Below are 17,404 nucleotides of genomic sequence, written 5' to 3'. Positions count from 1 at the left end.
TCTCCTATTCTGGGATTTGTTGGGTGATACAGTGGATATTGCCACCACCTAAGAGAATATCTCTGGCTGGAATTCCGACAACTTTACGGTCTGGGAAACACTTACTGAGGATATCTAAGGCCACTTGGTCGTTTTTATCTTGAAACTGGGGAACCAAGACTGCCTTGTTAGCAATATAGAAATTGACATAGGAAGCAGCAAGCCTTTCACCTGCGTATCGCTCTTCTTCTCCTTCTTCATAGATGTAGCCTGGCAAATCCTCTTTGGTTACAACTTGATGAAGAGCTGGAATTGGAAGTTTATGAATGGTGAAGTGACGACCTTTTGCATCTGTCTCTTGCTCTAAGAGTTCGAGATCTGCTTTTGACATGGCATATTGAGGATCGCTTTTGTCGTCTGTCCAAGCCAAAACAAGCTCAGCAGGACCAACAAAGGCAGCAACATTGTCAACGTGTTCATTGGTTTCGTCCTGATAAATACCATAAGGAAGCCAGATAACTTTTTCAGCTCCAAGGCACTCTAATAAGGTGGTTTCGATTTCTTCCTTACTAAGATGAGGATTGCGACCAGAACTAAGCAAGCAACTTTCAGTCACGAGAATGGTTCCTTGACCATCGCTATGTATCGCTCCGCCTTCCAGTACAAAAGGCTTGGCATCATAAACAGGCATTTCCAAGGTCTCAGCAAAACGACTGGCTACTTGGTCATCATCTTCATAATCTTGATAAAGACCATCAACAGCACCACCCCAAGCATTGAAAGACCAATCCACGGCTAATTTCTGGCCTTCATCATTGATAAGAATGGTCGGACCCGTATCACGCGCCCAGGCATCATTGGTGGGAATGTCTAGATAAATAACCTTGTCTCCAAGATAAGATTGGGCTTCAGCTAAGTAGTCTTGGCCAACCAAAAGATAGACTCTTTCCCCTTCTGCTATAGTCTTAATGATCTGGCTGAAAGCTCTTTTGGCAGCCTTTCCTTGAAAGGGCCATGAACCTGGTCGAGTTGGCCATATCATAAGGGTACCATGATGGGGCTCGTATTCTGCTGGCATGCGATAGCCTAATTTTTTGGGACTGTCCATCATGATAATCTCCCTTTAAAGTCTTGATAACCAAAAGATTTGACTAATCTGCAGTCACCCTGCTCATCCATGAGATAGAGACTTGGCAATCCAATACCATTAAAGGTATTATTTTTGACAAATGAGTAAATAGCCATATCTTCAAAATAAAGTCTATCACCGATTTGAACTGGATTTTCAAAGCTATAATCACCAATCACATCTCCTGTCAGACAGGTATTGGAAGAAAGTCTATAGGTATGGGCTTTTTCCTGAGCGGCAAATCCATTTCTCAAAGGTGGACGATAGGGCATCTCAAGTACATCAGGCATATGGCAGGTCGCAGAGGCGTCTAAAACCAAGATTTCCATACCGTTTTCGACAATATCCAATACTTCAGTTGCTAGATAACCTGCATTGAGCGCAATGGCTTCACCAGGCTCGATATAGATTTCAAGATTGTAAGTTTCTCGGATACGCTTGATCTCAGAAATCAGCAAATCTACATCATAGTCCTCTCTTGTGATGTGGTGTCCGCCCCCCATATTGAGCCATTTGACCTGATGCAAATAGGCTCCAAATTGCTCTTCTACTGCTTTCAAAGTTGTCTCTAAATCATCTGCTCCCTGCTCGCAAAGGGTGTGAAAATGAAGACCATCCACCAAATCCAGCAAATCACTCGGTATCTTGTCTGAAGTTACTCCAAAACGGGAGCCAGGTGCACAAGGGTCATAGAGCGCGTGGTCACCTTGAGTTGAACACTGAGGGTTAAGTCGCAAACCCACGCTTACACCAGCATCCCGACAACGGGCCCCATGTTTACGCAACTGTCTCTCTGAGTTAAAGACGATATGATTTGTTATCTCCAGCAATTCCTCCAAGTCCGCATCCTTAAAGGCTGGCGCAAATACATGGACTTCTCCTGGGAATTCTTCCCTAGCTAGCTTAGCTTCATAGAGTCCACTGGCTGTCGTACCTGATAGATACTGGCTAATCAAGGGATAGGTTTTGTAGAGGGAATAAGCCTTCTGGGCAAGCAAAACCTTGCAACCAGCTTCTTCTTGTACATATTGTAAAATACGACAGTTGCCTTCTAACTTGGGCAAGTCAATGACATAGGCTGGCGTTGGTACTTGTTCTAGCTTCATTAGTCCACCATTTGTGGATTTTCAACCACAACCCAAGGCAAACCATACTCATTCAAAGCTTCCATGAATGGATCTGGATCCAATTCTTCAAGGTTATAAACTCCTGGTTGTTTCCAAGTACCGTTCATGACTAATTTTGTACCTATCATGGCTGGAACACCTGTTGTGTAAGAAATAGCTTGCGAACCAACTTCTGCGTAACATTCCTGATGGTCGCAGACATTGTAGATGTAGATGGTCTTTTCAACGCCATCTTTTACACCTGTAAAGATACATCCAATATTGGTTTTACCTACAGTACGTGGACCAAGGCTTGCAGGGTCTGGAAGCAAGGCTTTCAAAAATTGGATTGGAACAATTTCTTGGCCGTTAAAGTTAATGGTATCCGTACGAAGGAGACCGATATTTTCCAAACATTTCATGTGCGTCAAGTATGATTGACCAAAAGTCATAAAGAAACGAATGCGTTTGACACCTGGAATGTTCTTGGCCAATGATTCAATTTCTTCATGGTGAAGGAGATACATGTCTTTTTGTCCGACCTGAGGGAAATCGTACTCGCGCTTGATTGACATAGCTTCGACTTCAACCCATTTTCCATCTTCCCAGTAAGAACCTGGCGCAGAAACCTCGCGGAGATTGATTTCTGGGTTAAAGTTTGTCGCAAATGGATATCCGTGGTCACCACCATTACAGTCTAAAATGTCGATATAGTGGATTTCATCAAAATAATGTTTAAGGGCATAGGCTGAAAAGACACTAGTCACGCCTGGGTCAAATCCAGAGCCAAGCAAAGCGGTCAAGCCTGCTTCTTTGAATTTTTCCTGATAAGCCCATTGCCATGAGTAGTCAAAGTAGGCTGTAAAACCAAGTTCCTTGCAACGTTTCTCATAAATAGCACGCCATTCAGGGTCTTCTGTATCCTCGGCCTCGTAGTTAGCTGTGTCGATATAGTGAACTCCAGTCGCTAAACAAGCATCCATAATGGTCAAGTCTTGGTAGGGTAAAGCTACGTTCAAAACAGCTTCTGGTTTATAGCTTTCAATTAGGGCAATCACGTCTTCAACCTTGTCAGCATCAAGAGCAGCTGTCTCAATCTTTGTACTTGTTTTGCCTTCTAGCTTCGCTTTCAAGTCATCACATTTTGACTTAGTACGGCTAGCAATCATAATTTCTTTAAACGTTTCGCTATCTTGGCAAATCTTTGAAATAGCAACTTGGGCAACGCCCCCACATCCAATAACTAATAAACGACTCATTTTTTTCCTTCCTCTTCTTCTAAAATGTCCTCAACATACTTGGGCAACATAAAGGCCCCCACGTGTAAGTTTGCAGTATAGTATTCTGTGAAAAGCTGGCGTTTTTTCCAGCCTTCCTTGTCAAAATCTTTGACAGGGTGGTATTTTTTCGATGCAAATCCAAACAACCAATAACCAGCAGGGCTGGTTGGGATATGGGCTTGATATACCCGACTAATTGGAAAGGCTTGATTGACCTTGCGGTGCATGCTTCGGCAAGCCGACTCATCCTCGTCAAAGAAGGGACTCCCATGCTGGTAAATCATGATACCGTCTTCTTTCAAGGCTCTGTAACTGTTACCGTAAAATTCCTTGGTAAAGAGCCCTTCCGTATGTCCAAAGGGATCTGTCGCATCGTTGATGATAATATCGTAGTCATCTTCGCAGTTTCGCAAAAAGCGTAGCCCATTTTGATAGTAAATGGTAACACGAGAGTCATCTAGCCCTGCAGCAAAGTCTGGGAAATACTCACGACAAACCTCAACCAGCATCTCATCTGGTTCCACGATATCGATTTGTTCCAATTCTGGATAGAGTGTTAAAACTTGTGCAACACCACCGTCGCCACCCCCAATAACTAAAACTTTCTTTGGATTTGGGTGAACAGCCATGGGGACATGAACGGTCATTTCGTTGTAGACAAAATCATCAGCATCTGAGAATAAGACGTGACCATTTAAAATCAAAATCTTTCCAAAAGCTGGCGTATCCAAGACTTCGATATCCTGCCATTCACTTTTTCCAGCGTAGAGTTGCTTGGCTGTTCTCAGAGATAATTTGACATCTGGGGTATGAACTTCAGAAAACCATAAATCCATCTAGTTCTCCTTTCTCTTAATAACGTTGATGTGATTGACCTCAGGATCTTCCGTCCCTTGGAGGGAGCAACCACGTTCCTTGGCAAATTGGATATAATCGACAATTTCTCGTGTAATGCGTTCACCAGGAGCCAAAATAGGAATCCCTGGAGGATAACACATGACAAATTCCCCACAGACCTGTCCAACAGAATTGTCCAAGGTTAAACTTTTTCTCTCTGAATAGAAGGCTTCCTGAGGAGATAGAACCAACTCCGGTTGGATATATTCTCCAGCGATCAAATCTTTTCCATCTCTCGAGTAGAGTCTCTTGATATCAGCCAAAGCACCGACTAATCGTTCAATATCTTGGATACGGTCACCAATCGAAATATAGGCCAAGATATTGCCAATATCACCAAACTCGATTTGAATGTCGTATTCGTCTCGTAGGAGGTCGTAAACCTCGATACCTGTTAAGCCAATACCCTGAGTGTAAACTGACAGCTTGGTTACATCAAAATCACATACCGACACACCATCTATTAACTCTTTTGAGTAGGCATAGTAGCCACCGATAGCATTGATTTCACGACGAGCATACTCTGATAGCTCAATGACTTTCTCAAAAGACTCTTTACCACGAAGGGCTAAATTTCGACGTGAAATATCCAAACTAGCCATCAACAAGTAAGAGGCGGATGTTGACTGGGTCAGGTTGATGATTTGACGAACGTACTCAGGATTCATCTGCTCCCCAATTAAAAGAAGCGAACTTTGTGTCAAACTCCCACCAGACTTATGCATAGATACTGCAGCCATATCTGCTCCTGCATCCATTGCAGACATTGGAAGTTTATCAGTGAAATGCAAATGCGCTCCGTGGGCTTCATCTACTAAAACCATCATGCCAGCTTCATGAGCCATTTCCGTTAAACCCTTGAGGTCTGAACAAATTCCATAGTAGGTAGGATTGTTAATTAGGATAGCTTTAGCATCTGGATGTTCCTTAATGGCCTGTGCAACACGGTCATTTTCAAGACCTAAAGCGATACCAATTTTAGGGTTCACACTCATCTCGATATAGATGGGAATAGCACCACATAGAACCAACGCATTGATAGCAGATTTGTGGACATTACGTGGCAGAATAATCTTATCTCCAGCCTTGCAGGTTGCCAGAATCATAGTCTGCACCGATGAAGTTGTTCCTCCAATCATGAGAAAAGCATGGCTAGCTCCAAAAGCATCCGCAGCTAATTCTTCTGCATCCCTAATAATAGAAATAGGATGCCCTAAATTATCCAAGGGTTTCATAGAATTGACATCTATGCCTACACATTTTTCACCTAACAGTTCGACAAGTTCTGGATTTCCCCGTCCACGCTTGTGACCTGGAACATCAAAGGGAACAATCCTTTTCTTGCGCAACTTCACCAAGGCCTCATAAATTGGTGCTTGGTTTTGATCTAACTCTTTCAAGACATACTCCTTTACCATATTTTTAGCGCTTCAAGAAGACGAAGGCGACTAAAGGTTGACTTATGAAAAAAGAGCAGGTTTTCACCTGCTCTGCAATCTTCTGACGTTTTTATGTTTGTTTCTTTTGAGTATGTCTGTTCCCGATGTTTCCTAACTCTCTAGTAGCAAATATTACGTACTTTATTGATCGTTTCACAAGATGACGTGTGCTTTCACCACACTAAAAATTTATGAATTAGGACAAGTGTCCTAACATCAACTTATAAAAGTAGGCTTTTAACCCTATCAATAATGTGGTTTTTCAACCACGCTTCGGCATTCAACCCTGCCTGTCCGTAGGCATTTTTTACTCGGGTTTATATTTGCTAGAAAACATCATCTCATTTTCTAAGCTTCATTACTATATCATGTTTTTAAGAACTTGTAAAGCGTTTTACGAAAAAAATATAAAAAAGTTCGTAAAATATTTGGATTTTATTAGATTTAACAATAATTATGTTCTTGTAAACGATTGTAAAGTGAACAAAACTAATTATCCTATTTCATTTAAGAATTTTTTATGCCAATCTATACTCTTTACCTTCGGTGTTTGATCTATTAGAGAAGATGTCAACGTTTTTATATCATTAAAATCGTGCAACTTTTTTCAGATACTTTTAAAATATTGATTTCCCTATATTTTTCCTTTATACTGGATAAAAAGGAGTATAATATGTCAGAAACAAATCACGAAATTGATTCAAACTTTGCAGGGCGTTTAAATATCCTGCGTGCGGGTGTTCTTGGTGCCAATGATGGAATTATTTCCATTGCTGGTGTGGTTATTGGGGTTGCTAGTGCTACCAGCAATATCTGGATTATCTTTTTATCAGGATTTGCAGCTATTTTGGCCGGTGCCTTTTCAATGGCTGGTGGAGAATATGTGTCCGTTTCAACTCAAAAAGATACCGAGGAAGCAGCCGTTGCGCGTGAGCAACTCTTGCTAGACCAAGATATGGAACTAGCCAAAAAGTCCCTCTATGCTGCCTATATTCAAAATGGTGAGTGTGAAACATCAGCCCAACTTCTCACCAACAAAGCCTTTTTAAATAATCCGCTCAAGGCTTTGGTAGAGGAAAAATATGGGATTGAGTATGAAGAGTTTACCAATCCTTGGCATGCTGCTATCTCTAGCTTTATTTCTTTTTTCCTTGGTAGCTTACCACCAATGCTTTCAATTACCATTTTCCCAAGTGATTACCGCATCCCTGCTACTGTCCTCATTGTGGGACTTTCACTATTGGTGACTGGTTACACTAGTGCCAGACTTGGAAAAGCTCCAACCAAAACAGCTATGATTCGGAACCTAGCTATTGGGCTCTTGACCATGGGAGTTACCTTTCTGCTAGGACAACTTTTCAGCATTTAATACTCTTCGAAAATCTCTTCAAACCACGTCAGCTTCGCCTTGCCGTACTCAAGTACTGTCTGCGGCTAGCTTCCTAGTTTGCTTTTTGATTTTCATTGAGTATAAAACACAAAAAACACCTCGATGTTGAAGTCGAGGTATCTTTTTTTACATTTGGACAATCTTGCGATAGCTTCTTGAAGTAATCATGAAAATCAGCACATAGGCGATGAGGAAGACAGCGCAGATAGACAAAGTCACTGTCAACATCATAGTCGCATCCAGTACACCTATCACTTTAAGAATCAGGCTAAGCATATGGTAGGCAAAGGCGAGATGTATGAAGGCAAAGAGCAAAGGAAGGAAGAAAACAGTTAAAACCTGTTTGTTGATGGTTTGCTTGATTTGCTTTTGATCTAAACCGACTTTCTGCAAGATAATAAAGCGTTCACGGTCTTCATAGCCTTCAGAAATTTGTTTGTAGTAGATGACCAGAACGGTTCCGACCATAAAGATAATGGATAGGAAAATACCGATAAAGAAGACACCACCAAAGAGGGCACTCATTTGAGCACTAGCATCTGCTAGATTGCTTCCATACACATAGCTACCTTCAGTGTTTAATTGAGCATTAAATTGATCGAGGTATTTATCATACTCGTCAGCGACCTTGAGTTGTTCTTCTTCGCTGGCATTTACATTAATACCACCGTACAGCTGATTATAGATAGCCGAATCTGGGAATTGGTCTAAAAAGGCTTGTAAATCTGGAACAACAAGGTAATTGTAATCAGTAGTAAAAATATTAAACTGATTTGGAACATGGTTCACAATAAAATCTGTATTAAATTCTTCTTTGACAGAAAATTGATGGTTATTTAGAGTTAGAGCTTTCTGTCCTTTCAGTCCGTCATTTTTGGCAAAAAGACCGACCTCATTCCCTGATAGAGACAGTTTTTGACCAGTCATATTTTCATAATCTTTTTGGTCAAATACCATGAAAACTGTTTTTGGTTGGACACGATTTTGTCCTTTTTCAAAAATAGTTAACTTGGTTCCTTCTTGATTTGCAATACCAAAGTTACTGTAACGAAGCACTTCTTTCTCTTTGACACTATAACCTTTGTCACTTGCAAACTGGCTCAAGAGTTTGTCCAAGTCTTCTTTTTCAACGTTTTGTCCAGTAATTCCAAAGTCATGCGGATTCATCACTTTTTTAAAGGATTCTGAGGCATTGAAAATGCTTGTCGCTGCAGACATGGTAACCAAGACCATTGTTGACAAAATAGCGATTGTTGCTAATCCAACTGCATTTTTCTTCATACGGAAAATCAAGTTGGAAACAGAGATAAGATTATTTGGTTGGTAATAGTATTTCTTATTTTTCTTTAAGATTTGGAGGAAAACGGTAATTCCTGCATTAAACAATAGATAAGTACCAAAGATAACCAGTAAAACAGCTAGGAAGAAGGTTGTTAGGGCTGTGAGAGGATCTTTTACAGTAAGGGCAAGATAGTAGCCAATTCCTAAACTTATGGAACCAAGAATAGTTTGTAGAGGTAGGAAACGACCTTTTTTCTCACCACTAGCTTTTTCACGAGAAAGCTGGAGGGCATTCATACGGGCGATTCGAAGGGCATTCAGGAACATGAGGCCTAGGAAAATCAATCCAAAGACAACAAGTACTGCAATGACAACATTCATTTGGAAGGTAGCGACCAGCTCAACCTTCAATTTCATCAGTTTGAGCAAGAAAGCGAAAATTAACTTGTCAAACAAGGCTCCAATACCGATACCCGCTCCAACAGTTAGAATCCCAAATACCACTAACTCCTTAAAGGTCATACTGATGAGATGGCGCTTCTCCAAGCCCAACATGCCATAAATTCCCAGTTCCTTGGAACGGTTCTTCATGACAAAACTATTGGCATAGAGGACGATAATGGCTGACGCAAGGGTGACGACAAACATACCAAATCCAAGTGTAGCCTGAATGGTTGTTCCTCCACGGATTTCCGCAATCTTGGGATTGAAGGTTAGGGAGTAAAAGAGATAGGTGACAGTGACTGCCAAGAGAACAGCCAGCGCAAAAGGATAGTAGAGTTTGCGGTTTTTAATCAAGTTCGATACCGCTAACTTATTGGTTAATCGAAACATACTAATTCACCTCGCTTGCCATGACAGTCAAGGTATCAGAGATTTCTTGGAACATCTGACGCTCTGTCTTCTCTCCACGGTAGATTTGGTTGTAAAGAATGCCGTCTTTGATAAAGAGTACACGTTTAGCTCTGCTAGCTGCTGCTGTTGAGTGGGTTACCATGAGAATGGTTTGGCCACGCTCATTGATTTCATCAAAAACATCAAGAAGAGCTGCAGAGGACTTGGAATCAAGGGCACCTGTTGGCTCATCCGCAAGGAGAATTTCAGGTTCTGTGATGATGGCGCGTGCTACTGCTACACGCTGTTTCTGCCCACCTGAAATCTCGTAAGGGTACTTCTCTTGCAATTGGTTGATTCCCAGATTCTCAGCTGTCACCACCAATTTCTTCATCATCTCCGTAATAGGTCTTCTTGACAATACAAGCGGAAGCAAGATATTGTCCTTAACAGACAGAGTATCTAGCAAGTTAAAATCTTGAAAGACAAAGCCCAGTTTTTCACGACGGAAGCTAGAAGCCTGTGAATTTTTAATGGTTGCTGTATCTGTTCCGTTTAGGTAAACTTGTCCACGAGTTGGTTTATCCAGCATAGCTAGAATATTGAGAAGAGTGGATTTACCAGAACCAGACTCACCCATGATGGCAACGTAGTCACCCTTTTCGACGGTAAAGTGAATATCCTTGAGGGCTTCTACTTGGTTGCCCTGAAAACGAGTTTTATAAATTTTTTGAACGTGTTTTACATCTAAAAGTGTCATGAGAATCTCCTTTCTTAATATCCCATCAAATGAAATGTTGCTTGCATCATAGCGCATCCCAGCTGAACACGCTCGATATCTTTGTGACTTGGTTTTCTTGTTTTCTTCTGTAAGATTTGTTTCATGATGTTACTCCTTTTTCTTTATGAGTCTAGTTTACATCAAAAAAAGACTGCTTGCCATAACCTAACCTTACAAAAGAGACTTTAATCTTACATTTTTGTAAGATTGGGGGGAAAGATAGTCATTTAATTAAAAATATTTTACCATAAAAAGAAAGCAAGAAGAAAACCCTTGCGGATACAAGGGTTCAAAAATTTTAAAATAGATTAGTCGAATTCATAGACTAACAGTAAAATAACTATTTCTACCTCACCAAAACCAGCCTTCATTGTCGTCGATTGCTTGTGCTTCTTTGCGTTTTCGTGGGCCTGTTCCGTACATTTCTGCTTCGATTTCTTCCTTGGTTGGCATGATAGAAGCTAGGATGATATAGATAATCACGCCAAGTCCAAAGTTTGCAACTGTAAAGATGGCAAACAAGAAACGAACAAGGGTAACATCAAAATTCCATTTGTCTGACAGACCTGCCAAAACTCCTGAAATCATACGATTTCGTCTCATTTTATAAAATTTACTATTCATGTTATTTCCTCTTTCTGCTAGGTTAGACATAGTATATCACGGGTAGGCTCGGCTTTCATCAGTCCTCAGGCTGATTTACTAGTAGCAATTTACCTCGACAAAGTCCACAGCGATAGCGTTTGGTATCAATCCTTCGCTTGCGCTGATACCTTTGCTGGCAGGATTGGCAACGATAAAGCTTGATTGGCTTGGAGTTGCTATTTGGCAAGGTTGGCACAAAGCGTAACCCATCCACTCTTTTCAAAAGTTCCTTAAAATCCCGATCCTTGTGTTGATAGCCCTTCCCTTGAAAATAGAGGTGATAGTGACAGAGTTCATGGCGAACAATTTTCCTAAAAACGTCTAAACCCAGTTCCTTATAAACCTTAGGATTAAAATCCAAATGCCCATCTTTGGGGAAAAATCGCCCACCTGTCGAACGTAAACGAGAATTCCACTGAGATTGATGGATAAAAGGTCTGCCGAAGTCTTCTAGTGAAACCTGCTTAACATAATCAGTCAGTTTCATTTGGAGCGAGGAGCGACAGATTGACTTTTTCACGTTCAGTATCAATTTTCTTGACCCAAACCGTTACCAAATCTCCGACTGACACCACTTGGCTTGGGTGTTTGATAAATTTGCGGCTCATATGGGAAATGTGAATTAAGCCGTCCTCGTGAATTCCAATGTCAACGAAGGCACCGAAGTCAACGACATTACGCACCACACCCTCCAGCTTCTGTCCAACCACTAAGTCTTTGATATCCAGAACATCTTGGCGAAGCACAGGTGCGTCAAAGGAATCACGGAAATCTCGACCTGGTTTGAGAAGGTCAGCAATGATATCTTTAAGGGTTTCTGGACCAAGGTCTAGTTCTTGCGCCATTTCCTTGACTGAAAGGGACTTGAGTTTACTTTGGGCTTCTTCATTCAAGTCTGTAATGTCCAGACGTTTGAAGAGCTCCTTAACAGCAGAGTAATTTTCTGGGTGAACTCCTGTATTATCAAGGATATTGCTACTTTCAGGGATACGAAGGAAACCAGCTGCCTGCTCAAAGGCCTTGGCCCCCAGACGCGGAACTTTCTTGATTTGAGCGCGTGAAGTGATTTTTCCTTCCTCCTCACGGTATTTGACAATATTTTCAGAAATGGTTTTATTGAGTCCAGCTACGTGTGAAAGAAGAGCAGGACTGGCTGTATTGACATTGACACCGACTTGGTTAACCACGGTATCCACGACAAAATCCAAACTTTCAGACAGCTTCTTCTGACTGACATCGTGCTGGTATTGACCAACGCCGATTGATTTAGGATCGATTTTAACCAATTCCGCAAGAGGATCTTGCAAACGACGGGCGATAGAAATAGCCGAACGCTTTTCAACTGTCAAGTCTGGAAACTCCTGACGAGCAAGTTCGCTGGCAGAATAGACAGAAGCACCGCTTTCATTTACGATAACATAGCTAACTTCAGGGAAATCTTTAAGAACTTCCGCCACAAAGGCTTCACTTTCACGACTAGCAGTACCATTTCCGATGGCAATAATTTCCACGCTATATTGACCAATCAAATCTGCCAAATCTTTCTTGGCTTCTTCGATTTGACGAGCTGATGCTGGTTTAACAGGATAAATGACCTGAGTTGTCAGCATTTTTCCTGTTGCATCCACGACAGCTAGCTTGGCACCTGTACGAAAGGCAGGGTCAAATCCAAGAACCACGCGCCCTTTCAATGGAGCAACCAAGAGGAGATTGCGCAGGTTGTCAGAAAAGAGTTGGATAGCTCCTTCTTCTGCCTTCTCAGTCAATTCTGTCCGAATGCGGCGCTCGATAGCAGGCAAAACTTTTTTCTTAACTGACTGTTGAACAACTTCATCAATATAGGCATTTTTCACCTTGAAACGAGCTGCAAAGAAGGCAAGAATGCGGTCTGTCGCATGTTCGAAACCGACCTTCAAGACACCTAGCTTCTCCCCACGATTGAGGGCTAAGGTACGATACCCCTGCATAGTTCCAACTGTCTCTGAAAAATCATAATAAATCTGAAAAACCTGCTTTTCATCAAGACTTTCATCCTTGACTTGAGAAGTGAGTTTAGAGTGTCTCAGCACCTCCTGATAAGTCATGGAGCGCAAAGTCACATCTTCCGATAAGGCTTCTACCAAAATATCAACTGCACCGGCCAAGGCTTCCTTACCAGTCGCAAATCCTTCACAGACAAACTTTTCAGCCTCTTTTTCTAAATCAGCTACATTCTGCAAAATCAAGCGAGCAAGTGGGAAGAGCCCAGCTTCACGAGCAATAGTTGCCTTGGTCCGACGTTTTTCCTTGTATGGAAGATAGAGTTCTTCTACATCTGCTAATTTTTCGGCTGTTAAGATAGCTTCTTCCAATTCCTTGGTCAGCTTGCCTTGTTCTTGAATCTTGGCCAAGACAGCTTCCTTACGGTCATTGAGGTTTGTCAGACTTTTATCCAAATCAATAATGGCCTTAATCGCCACCTCATCCAGACTACCAGTCATGTCCTTACGATAACGCGCGATGAAGGGAATAGTCGCCCCTTCAGCAGTCAAACTTAGAACGGTATCAATTTGCTTTAACGTCACTCCCAAATCTTGGGAGATTTTTTCATATTTTTTATCCATGAATCTATTATACCACAAGCTAAACGTTTCAAATTAGCTCTTACAGTATTTAAAAACAATATGTGGGGAATAGATTTATATTCTATAGTGCAATAACTTGTACTTAGAGAGCATTGCCACCTTTTTTTACCACTCCATGACATCAAAAGTATTTAATGGATCAGACATAATAGCCAGTTCTGGAAGATGTTCCTGACCTGGAATAACACATTGACTTTTTAAACTTTTATAATTAATTCCTTTCGTTTCACTCAAGGCACAACACAGAATGAAAAAGTGTTGTGCTCTTTATTTTGTTTTATAATAATAGCGAGAAAGCCTATCACTACTACAAATCACGGGGTGGTGAATAAGTGAGTGGTATAGTCACTACCTCGCATTTTTATAGGTGTCATTCTTTCCATCAAGCACAACTGACTGTGACTAGGAGCACGTAAACTTATAATTGAATAAGCGACTCGTTTGTGAAAGGAAAGGATAGCCAAGGGATCGGCAGACTCAAATTTGGTGAAAGGAGAGCCCTCGTGTTAAAAATTATTTATCCTAATTGTTGTGGTGAAGAATAGCATTTAGATTTCTATTTCTAATCGTCCAAAATGCGTGTTTTTGAAAAATAAAAAACCGCAAGACAGAGTCTGCGGTGGGGATAATCTATTTTGAAATTTTAAATAAAAAAGGAGCATTTAAGCCCCTCCTTTGAAATAACGGACACTTGGCTGGTCGGTGTACCCAGCATCTCAGATACCTTTTTCAAGGTGCGGCAGGAACCTTTCTGCCCTCAAATGTCTTTCGTTAACGTTATTCTAGCACTATTTACTATTTTTGTCAAGCTTTCTCAATCTACCAGACTTGATACGACTTTGTAATTTGAAATCTTGTAAGCGATACATGGTCGGAACGTAAAAGAAATCGCCACTTTTATGTAACTTGATGGCAACAAGAACATTATCATCAAATCTTTTTACGTATTCAAAACTAGTATCTTTCTCTCGTGGATTGATGCCGACGAAATCTGGGTTCCTTAGTATGAGTTCCAGGTCTTCAATATGATGAATCACATCATTGTGATGGCGTTTTATCATATGGCTTCTCAAACCGTCTTTGTTGACCTTTATGTCGCTAGTTTCAAGAACAATATCAAAAATTTCTTTTACTTCATCGGTAACCTGACCGATTTTTTCGTGTTCCATCATTTCCTCCGTTATTCCACAACTATTATATCACAATCATGGTGTATATTAGGATATATCAAGCTCTATTATTCGTTAGATACTCAATTTTAACTTTTCACTTTTCCGCAAAATAATAGTATAATAGAGGTAGAATTTAGAATCGAGGTATACCTATGGCTGTAAAATTTACAAAACGAGACGACTTGGACAAGATGTTTGAAGAGTTTGCGAAACTCCCTGATTTGAAACAAGTCACTTTCCCTGATGACAAAGAGAAAAAAGCCAAAGCAGAAAAGAAAAACTAGATGACTGCTTTCCAACAACTCCCGTCTAGTGTGCTTCAGACTGGGGCTATTTTTCTCTCTATAATCATTGAAGCCCTCCCTTTCGTGCTGATAGGAAGTATTGTCTCAGGGTTGATTGAGGTTTATATCACACCTGACAAGGTTTATCATTTTCTCCCTCGAAATCGTTGGGGGAGAATCTTTTTTGGCACCTTCGTCGGGATACTTTTTCCTTCTTGCGAATGTGGAATCGTCCCCATTATCAATCGTTTTCTGGAAAAGAAGGTTCCCAGTTACACAGCCGTTCCCTTTCTTGTGACAGCACCTGTTATCAATCCCATTGTTCTCTTTGCGACCTATTCTGCCTTTGGCAACTCCTTCCATATCGCCCTATTGCGAGCTCTGGGTTCCATCGTTGTGGCTGTGATACTTGGGATTTTTCTAGGATTTTTCTGGCAAGAACCGATTCAAAAAGAAGATCGGTTGGCTTGTCATGAGCATGATTTTTCTCACTTGAGCTCTGCAAAAAAAGTTTTTCAGGTCTTTGTGCAGGCCATTGATGAATTTTTTGATACGGGGCGTTATTTGGTATTTGGCTGTCTCTTTGCCTCTGTTATACAGGTCTATGTTCCGACACGGATTCTGACCTCTATCAGTGCAACCCCTCTTTTTGCCATCCTGCTCTTGATGATTTTAGCCTTTCTTCTTTCTCTCTGTAGTGAGGCTGATGCTTTTATCGGATCTTCTCTTCTCTCGAGTTTCGGCTTAGCACCAGTTTTGGCCTTTCTCGTAATTGGCCCAATGCTGGATATCAAAAATATTCTCATGATGAAAAATTACTTGAAAGCACGATTTATCAGTCAGTTCATTACGATTGTGACACTCGTTGTCTTAGTATATTCTCTCTTGATTGGAGTCGTCCTATGATTCGATTTTTAGTTTTAGCTGGCTATTTTGAATTGACTATTTATCTCCATCTGTCCGGCAAATTAAACCAGTACATCAACATGCACTATTCCTATCTGGCCTATATTTCCATGGTGCTTTCCTTTATCTTGGCAATCGTCCAGCTGTATATCTGGATGAAGCAAGTCAAAACCCACAGTCATCTGAATAGCCGATTATCTAAAGGAACTAGTATTGCTCTTCTTGCCATTCCAATTGTCGTCGGTTTAACTTTTCCAACTGTTAGCTTGGATTCTCAGACCGTTTCTGCCAAAGGCTATCAATTCCCCTTATCAGAAGGCACGGATCAAGCCATTCAGACAAGTGAAGGGACGACAAGCCAATATTTGAAACCAGATACCAGTTCTTATTTTTCAAAAACAGCCTATGAAAAGGAGATGCGAACGGCGGCGGATAAATACTTGTCCCAAGATAGCATTCAGATCACTAATGAAAACTATATGGAAGTCATGGAGGCCATCTACGACTATCCGGATGAATTTGAAGGCAAGACGGTCCAGTTCACAGGCTTTGTCTATAATGACCCCAGTCATGCTAATAGTCAATTTCTGTTCCGCTTTGGCATTATTCACTGTATCGCGGATTCCGGTGTGTATGGATTGCTGACTAAGGGAAATACCCGTCAGTATGAGAATAACACCTGGATAACAGCCAAAGGAAAACTGGTCAATCACTACCATAAAGAACTCAAACAAAACCTCCCAACCTTGGAAATCGACAGCTTTACCAAAGTCGATAAACCAGAGAATCCCTATGTGTATCGCGTGTTTTAAAAAGCAAACTAAATCCATAAAAAAAATGAACAAGTTCTCTTCTGAATGACAGAAAAAGAGCTGTTCGTTTTTTGTTGAGTCTGAGTAGACTTTTATTCTATATTAATTATCACCATTCAATCACTATCTCACTGAGAATAAGAGAGCCACTCATTAATCATACTAGCGATTTCTTTGGGTGCTTCAGTATAAAGCTCATGGCTAACGTTTTCTAGAAAAATAGTATCAAAATAGTCTGGCAATTCTTTTACGTGTTCCTCTCTCCATGTAGCTTCATTTAAATAGCAAGGACTGATAAACAAAGTATCGCCCACTGCTCTCTTAAACGCTTGTATCTTCCTACGTAGGAGGAGTATCGCTTTTATATTTTCATAATTTATAGCCAACTCATATCTATTATAGTCAGAATTCCACTGATAGGACTGTCTTACAGCTTTCTCCATATTTTCTGACCAATGCTTTGCTTCAGATTTTTCTTTAGAAATAAGAACATCTACGTCCGAAATAATTTGAGATTTGATATAGTTTTTAGTTTCCTCTAATTCCGCATCTAAAGGTAAAATCTTATCTAAATCTAGATAGCCACCATCCAAAAGAATCAGTTTTGTCACTTCATAAAATTCCGATGCAAGATAACGCGCCAAATCTCCTCCAAGAGAATGACCTATCAGACATATAGATTCTTCCTCTACAATCTCATTTTTAAACCATGATTTCAATTCTGTTTCATCTCGAAGATGCTTTTCATATGGATTTAGAAAATAAATCTGCGAATTTAGTTCTTGAAAAAAATCCTTGCTATGATAGATATTGCTTCCCAGACCTCCAATAAAATATTTTTTCAT

At 40.7% G+C, this 17,404-nt stretch carries 16 protein-coding genes and 1 pseudogene; 4 read left to right on the top strand and 13 right to left on the bottom strand.

The window, feature by feature from the left end; translation table 11 throughout:
* Positions 1 to 4: 4 nt before the first annotated feature.
* The 5 genes from aguA to ACERDH_RS01470 are packed head-to-tail and all read right to left on the bottom strand — an operon-like array spanning position 5 to position 5,791.
* Positions 5 to 1,090 carry an agmatine deiminase gene (gene aguA / locus ACERDH_RS01490; RefSeq protein ID WP_386682205.1) on the bottom strand — a complete coding sequence of 362 codons (1,086 nt, stop codon included), beginning with the start codon at positions 1,088 to 1,090 and terminating at the stop codon, positions 5 to 7.
* The gene (nspC, locus tag ACERDH_RS01485; protein ID WP_000764388.1) at positions 1,087 to 2,214 is read right to left on the bottom strand and encodes a carboxynorspermidine decarboxylase; all 1,128 of its coding nucleotides are present in this window, start codon (positions 2,212 to 2,214) and stop codon (positions 1,087 to 1,089) included. Before nspC ends, aguA begins: the two co-directional genes overlap by 4 nt.
* Positions 2,214 to 3,473 (bottom strand): saccharopine dehydrogenase family protein, encoded by a 1,260-nt coding sequence (locus ACERDH_RS01480; protein WP_386682202.1) that lies wholly within the window; start codon positions 3,471 to 3,473, stop codon positions 2,214 to 2,216. Before ACERDH_RS01480 ends, nspC begins: the two co-directional genes overlap by 1 nt.
* Positions 3,470 to 4,330, bottom strand: a complete 861-nt coding sequence (speE, locus tag ACERDH_RS01475; RefSeq protein WP_088788452.1) for a polyamine aminopropyltransferase — start codon at positions 4,328 to 4,330, stop codon at positions 3,470 to 3,472. The genes ACERDH_RS01480 and speE overlap by 4 nt, the downstream gene beginning before the upstream one ends.
* A complete protein-coding gene (locus ACERDH_RS01470) occupies positions 4,331 to 5,791 on the bottom strand; it encodes an aminotransferase class I/II-fold pyridoxal phosphate-dependent enzyme (protein ID WP_386682197.1) in 1,461 nt (486 codons plus the stop codon).
* 712 nt (positions 5,792 to 6,503) lie between these two features.
* Here ACERDH_RS01470 and ACERDH_RS01465 point away from each other — a divergent pair.
* Positions 6,504 to 7,199, top strand: a complete 696-nt coding sequence (locus ACERDH_RS01465; RefSeq protein ID WP_261121751.1) for a VIT1/CCC1 transporter family protein — start codon at positions 6,504 to 6,506, stop codon at positions 7,197 to 7,199.
* A gap of 147 nt (positions 7,200 to 7,346) precedes the next feature.
* Here the strand turns inward: ACERDH_RS01465 and ACERDH_RS01460 are convergent, their stop codons facing one another.
* The 7 genes and pseudogenes from ACERDH_RS01460 to ACERDH_RS01435 all read right to left on the bottom strand — a co-directional run bounded on the left by ACERDH_RS01460 (position 7,347) and on the right by ACERDH_RS01435 (position 14,554).
* Positions 7,347 to 9,335 (bottom strand): ABC transporter permease, encoded by a 1,989-nt coding sequence (locus tag ACERDH_RS01460; protein WP_386682193.1) that lies wholly within the window; start codon positions 9,333 to 9,335, stop codon positions 7,347 to 7,349.
* Between the two features lies 1 nt (position 9,336).
* Positions 9,337 to 10,095: an ABC transporter ATP-binding protein gene (locus tag ACERDH_RS01455; protein WP_000173372.1), complete on the bottom strand. Its 759-nt coding sequence runs from the start codon at positions 10,093 to 10,095 to the stop codon at positions 9,337 to 9,339.
* Positions 10,096 to 10,467: 372 nt separating this feature from the next.
* On the bottom strand, positions 10,468 to 10,740 hold the full coding sequence (locus ACERDH_RS01450) for a PspC domain-containing protein (RefSeq protein WP_001085044.1): 273 nt from the start codon (positions 10,738 to 10,740) through the stop codon (positions 10,468 to 10,470).
* Between the two features lie 58 nt (positions 10,741 to 10,798).
* Positions 10,799 to 11,248: a SprT family protein gene (locus tag ACERDH_RS01445; protein WP_101781935.1), complete on the bottom strand. Its 450-nt coding sequence runs from the start codon at positions 11,246 to 11,248 to the stop codon at positions 10,799 to 10,801.
* Entirely contained in the window at positions 11,235 to 13,364 is a 2,130-nt protein-coding gene (locus ACERDH_RS01440; protein WP_261040074.1) for a Tex family protein, read from the bottom strand. The genes ACERDH_RS01445 and ACERDH_RS01440 overlap by 14 nt, the downstream gene beginning before the upstream one ends.
* Positions 13,365 to 13,467: 103 nt before the next feature.
* Positions 13,468 to 13,595: pseudogene (locus tag ACERDH_RS09830) on the bottom strand (DUF1919 domain-containing protein); the annotation flags it as partial.
* A 578-nt stretch (positions 13,596 to 14,173) separates the two neighbouring features.
* The gene (locus ACERDH_RS01435; protein ID WP_386682273.1) at positions 14,174 to 14,554 is read right to left on the bottom strand and encodes a PBECR3 domain-containing polyvalent protein; all 381 of its coding nucleotides are present in this window, start codon (positions 14,552 to 14,554) and stop codon (positions 14,174 to 14,176) included.
* A 155-nt stretch (positions 14,555 to 14,709) separates the two neighbouring features.
* On the opposite strand from ACERDH_RS01435, the gene ACERDH_RS01430 reads away from it, so the two are divergent.
* From ACERDH_RS01430 to ACERDH_RS01420, 3 genes are read left to right on the top strand one after another with little or no spacing between them, the layout of a single operon-like run.
* Positions 14,710 to 14,841 (top strand): SPJ_0845 family protein, encoded by a 132-nt coding sequence (locus tag ACERDH_RS01430; protein WP_000268685.1) that lies wholly within the window; start codon positions 14,710 to 14,712, stop codon positions 14,839 to 14,841.
* Complete coding sequence (locus tag ACERDH_RS01425) at positions 14,842 to 15,747, top strand: permease (protein ID WP_386681930.1); 906 nt, start codon at positions 14,842 to 14,844, stop codon at positions 15,745 to 15,747. It abuts the gene before it with no gap.
* Positions 15,744 to 16,559: a TIGR03943 family putative permease subunit gene (locus ACERDH_RS01420; protein WP_045611789.1), complete on the top strand. Its 816-nt coding sequence runs from the start codon at positions 15,744 to 15,746 to the stop codon at positions 16,557 to 16,559. The genes ACERDH_RS01425 and ACERDH_RS01420 overlap by 4 nt, the downstream gene beginning before the upstream one ends.
* A gap of 128 nt (positions 16,560 to 16,687) precedes the next feature.
* On the opposite strand, the gene ACERDH_RS01415 is transcribed toward ACERDH_RS01420, so the two are convergent.
* Positions 16,688 to 17,404, bottom strand: a complete 717-nt coding sequence (locus tag ACERDH_RS01415; RefSeq protein WP_386681927.1) for an alpha/beta hydrolase — start codon at positions 17,402 to 17,404, stop codon at positions 16,688 to 16,690.

It is taken from the genome of Streptococcus bovismuti (assembly GCF_042436615.2).
Lineage (GTDB): Bacteria > Bacillota > Bacilli > Lactobacillales > Streptococcaceae > Streptococcus.
Note: the sequence above shows the minus strand (reverse complement) of the source record. Positions and strands in the feature narration are given on the sequence as shown.

Bases quoted from the DNA above. Each gene is read 5' to 3' on its own strand.
- ACERDH_RS01445 (WP_101781935.1), bottom strand. From the start codon at position 11,248: ATGAAACTGACTGATTATGTTAAGCAGGTTTCACTAGAAGACTTCGGC.
- ACERDH_RS01460 (WP_386682193.1), bottom strand. From the start codon at position 9,335: ATGTTTCGATTAACCAATAAGTTAGCGGTATCGAACTTGATTAAAAAC.
- ACERDH_RS01435 (WP_386682273.1), bottom strand. From the start codon at position 14,554: ATGGAACACGAAAAAATCGGTCAGGTTACCGATGAAGTAAAAGAAATT.
- ACERDH_RS01425 (WP_386681930.1), top strand. From the start codon at position 14,842: ATGACTGCTTTCCAACAACTCCCGTCTAGTGTGCTTCAGACTGGGGCT.
- nspC (WP_000764388.1), bottom strand. From the start codon at position 2,214: ATGAAGCTAGAACAAGTACCAACGCCAGCCTATGTCATTGACTTGCCC.
- ACERDH_RS01430 (WP_000268685.1), top strand. From the start codon at position 14,710: ATGGCTGTAAAATTTACAAAACGAGACGACTTGGACAAGATGTTTGAA.
- ACERDH_RS01455 (WP_000173372.1), bottom strand. From the start codon at position 10,095: ATGACACTTTTAGATGTAAAACACGTTCAAAAAATTTATAAAACTCGT.
- ACERDH_RS01415 (WP_386681927.1), bottom strand. From the start codon at position 17,404: ATGAAAAAATATTTTATTGGAGGTCTGGGAAGCAATATCTATCATAGC.
- aguA (WP_386682205.1), bottom strand. From the start codon at position 1,090: ATGATGGACAGTCCCAAAAAATTAGGCTATCGCATGCCAGCAGAATAC.
- ACERDH_RS01480 (WP_386682202.1), bottom strand. From the start codon at position 3,473: ATGAGTCGTTTATTAGTTATTGGATGTGGGGGCGTTGCCCAAGTTGCT.
- ACERDH_RS01420 (WP_045611789.1), top strand. From the start codon at position 15,744: ATGATTCGATTTTTAGTTTTAGCTGGCTATTTTGAATTGACTATTTAT.
- speE (WP_088788452.1), bottom strand. From the start codon at position 4,330: ATGGATTTATGGTTTTCTGAAGTTCATACCCCAGATGTCAAATTATCT.
- ACERDH_RS01440 (WP_261040074.1), bottom strand. From the start codon at position 13,364: ATGGATAAAAAATATGAAAAAATCTCCCAAGATTTGGGAGTGACGTTA.
- ACERDH_RS01450 (WP_001085044.1), bottom strand. From the start codon at position 10,740: ATGAATAGTAAATTTTATAAAATGAGACGAAATCGTATGATTTCAGGA.
- ACERDH_RS01465 (WP_261121751.1), top strand. From the start codon at position 6,504: ATGTCAGAAACAAATCACGAAATTGATTCAAACTTTGCAGGGCGTTTA.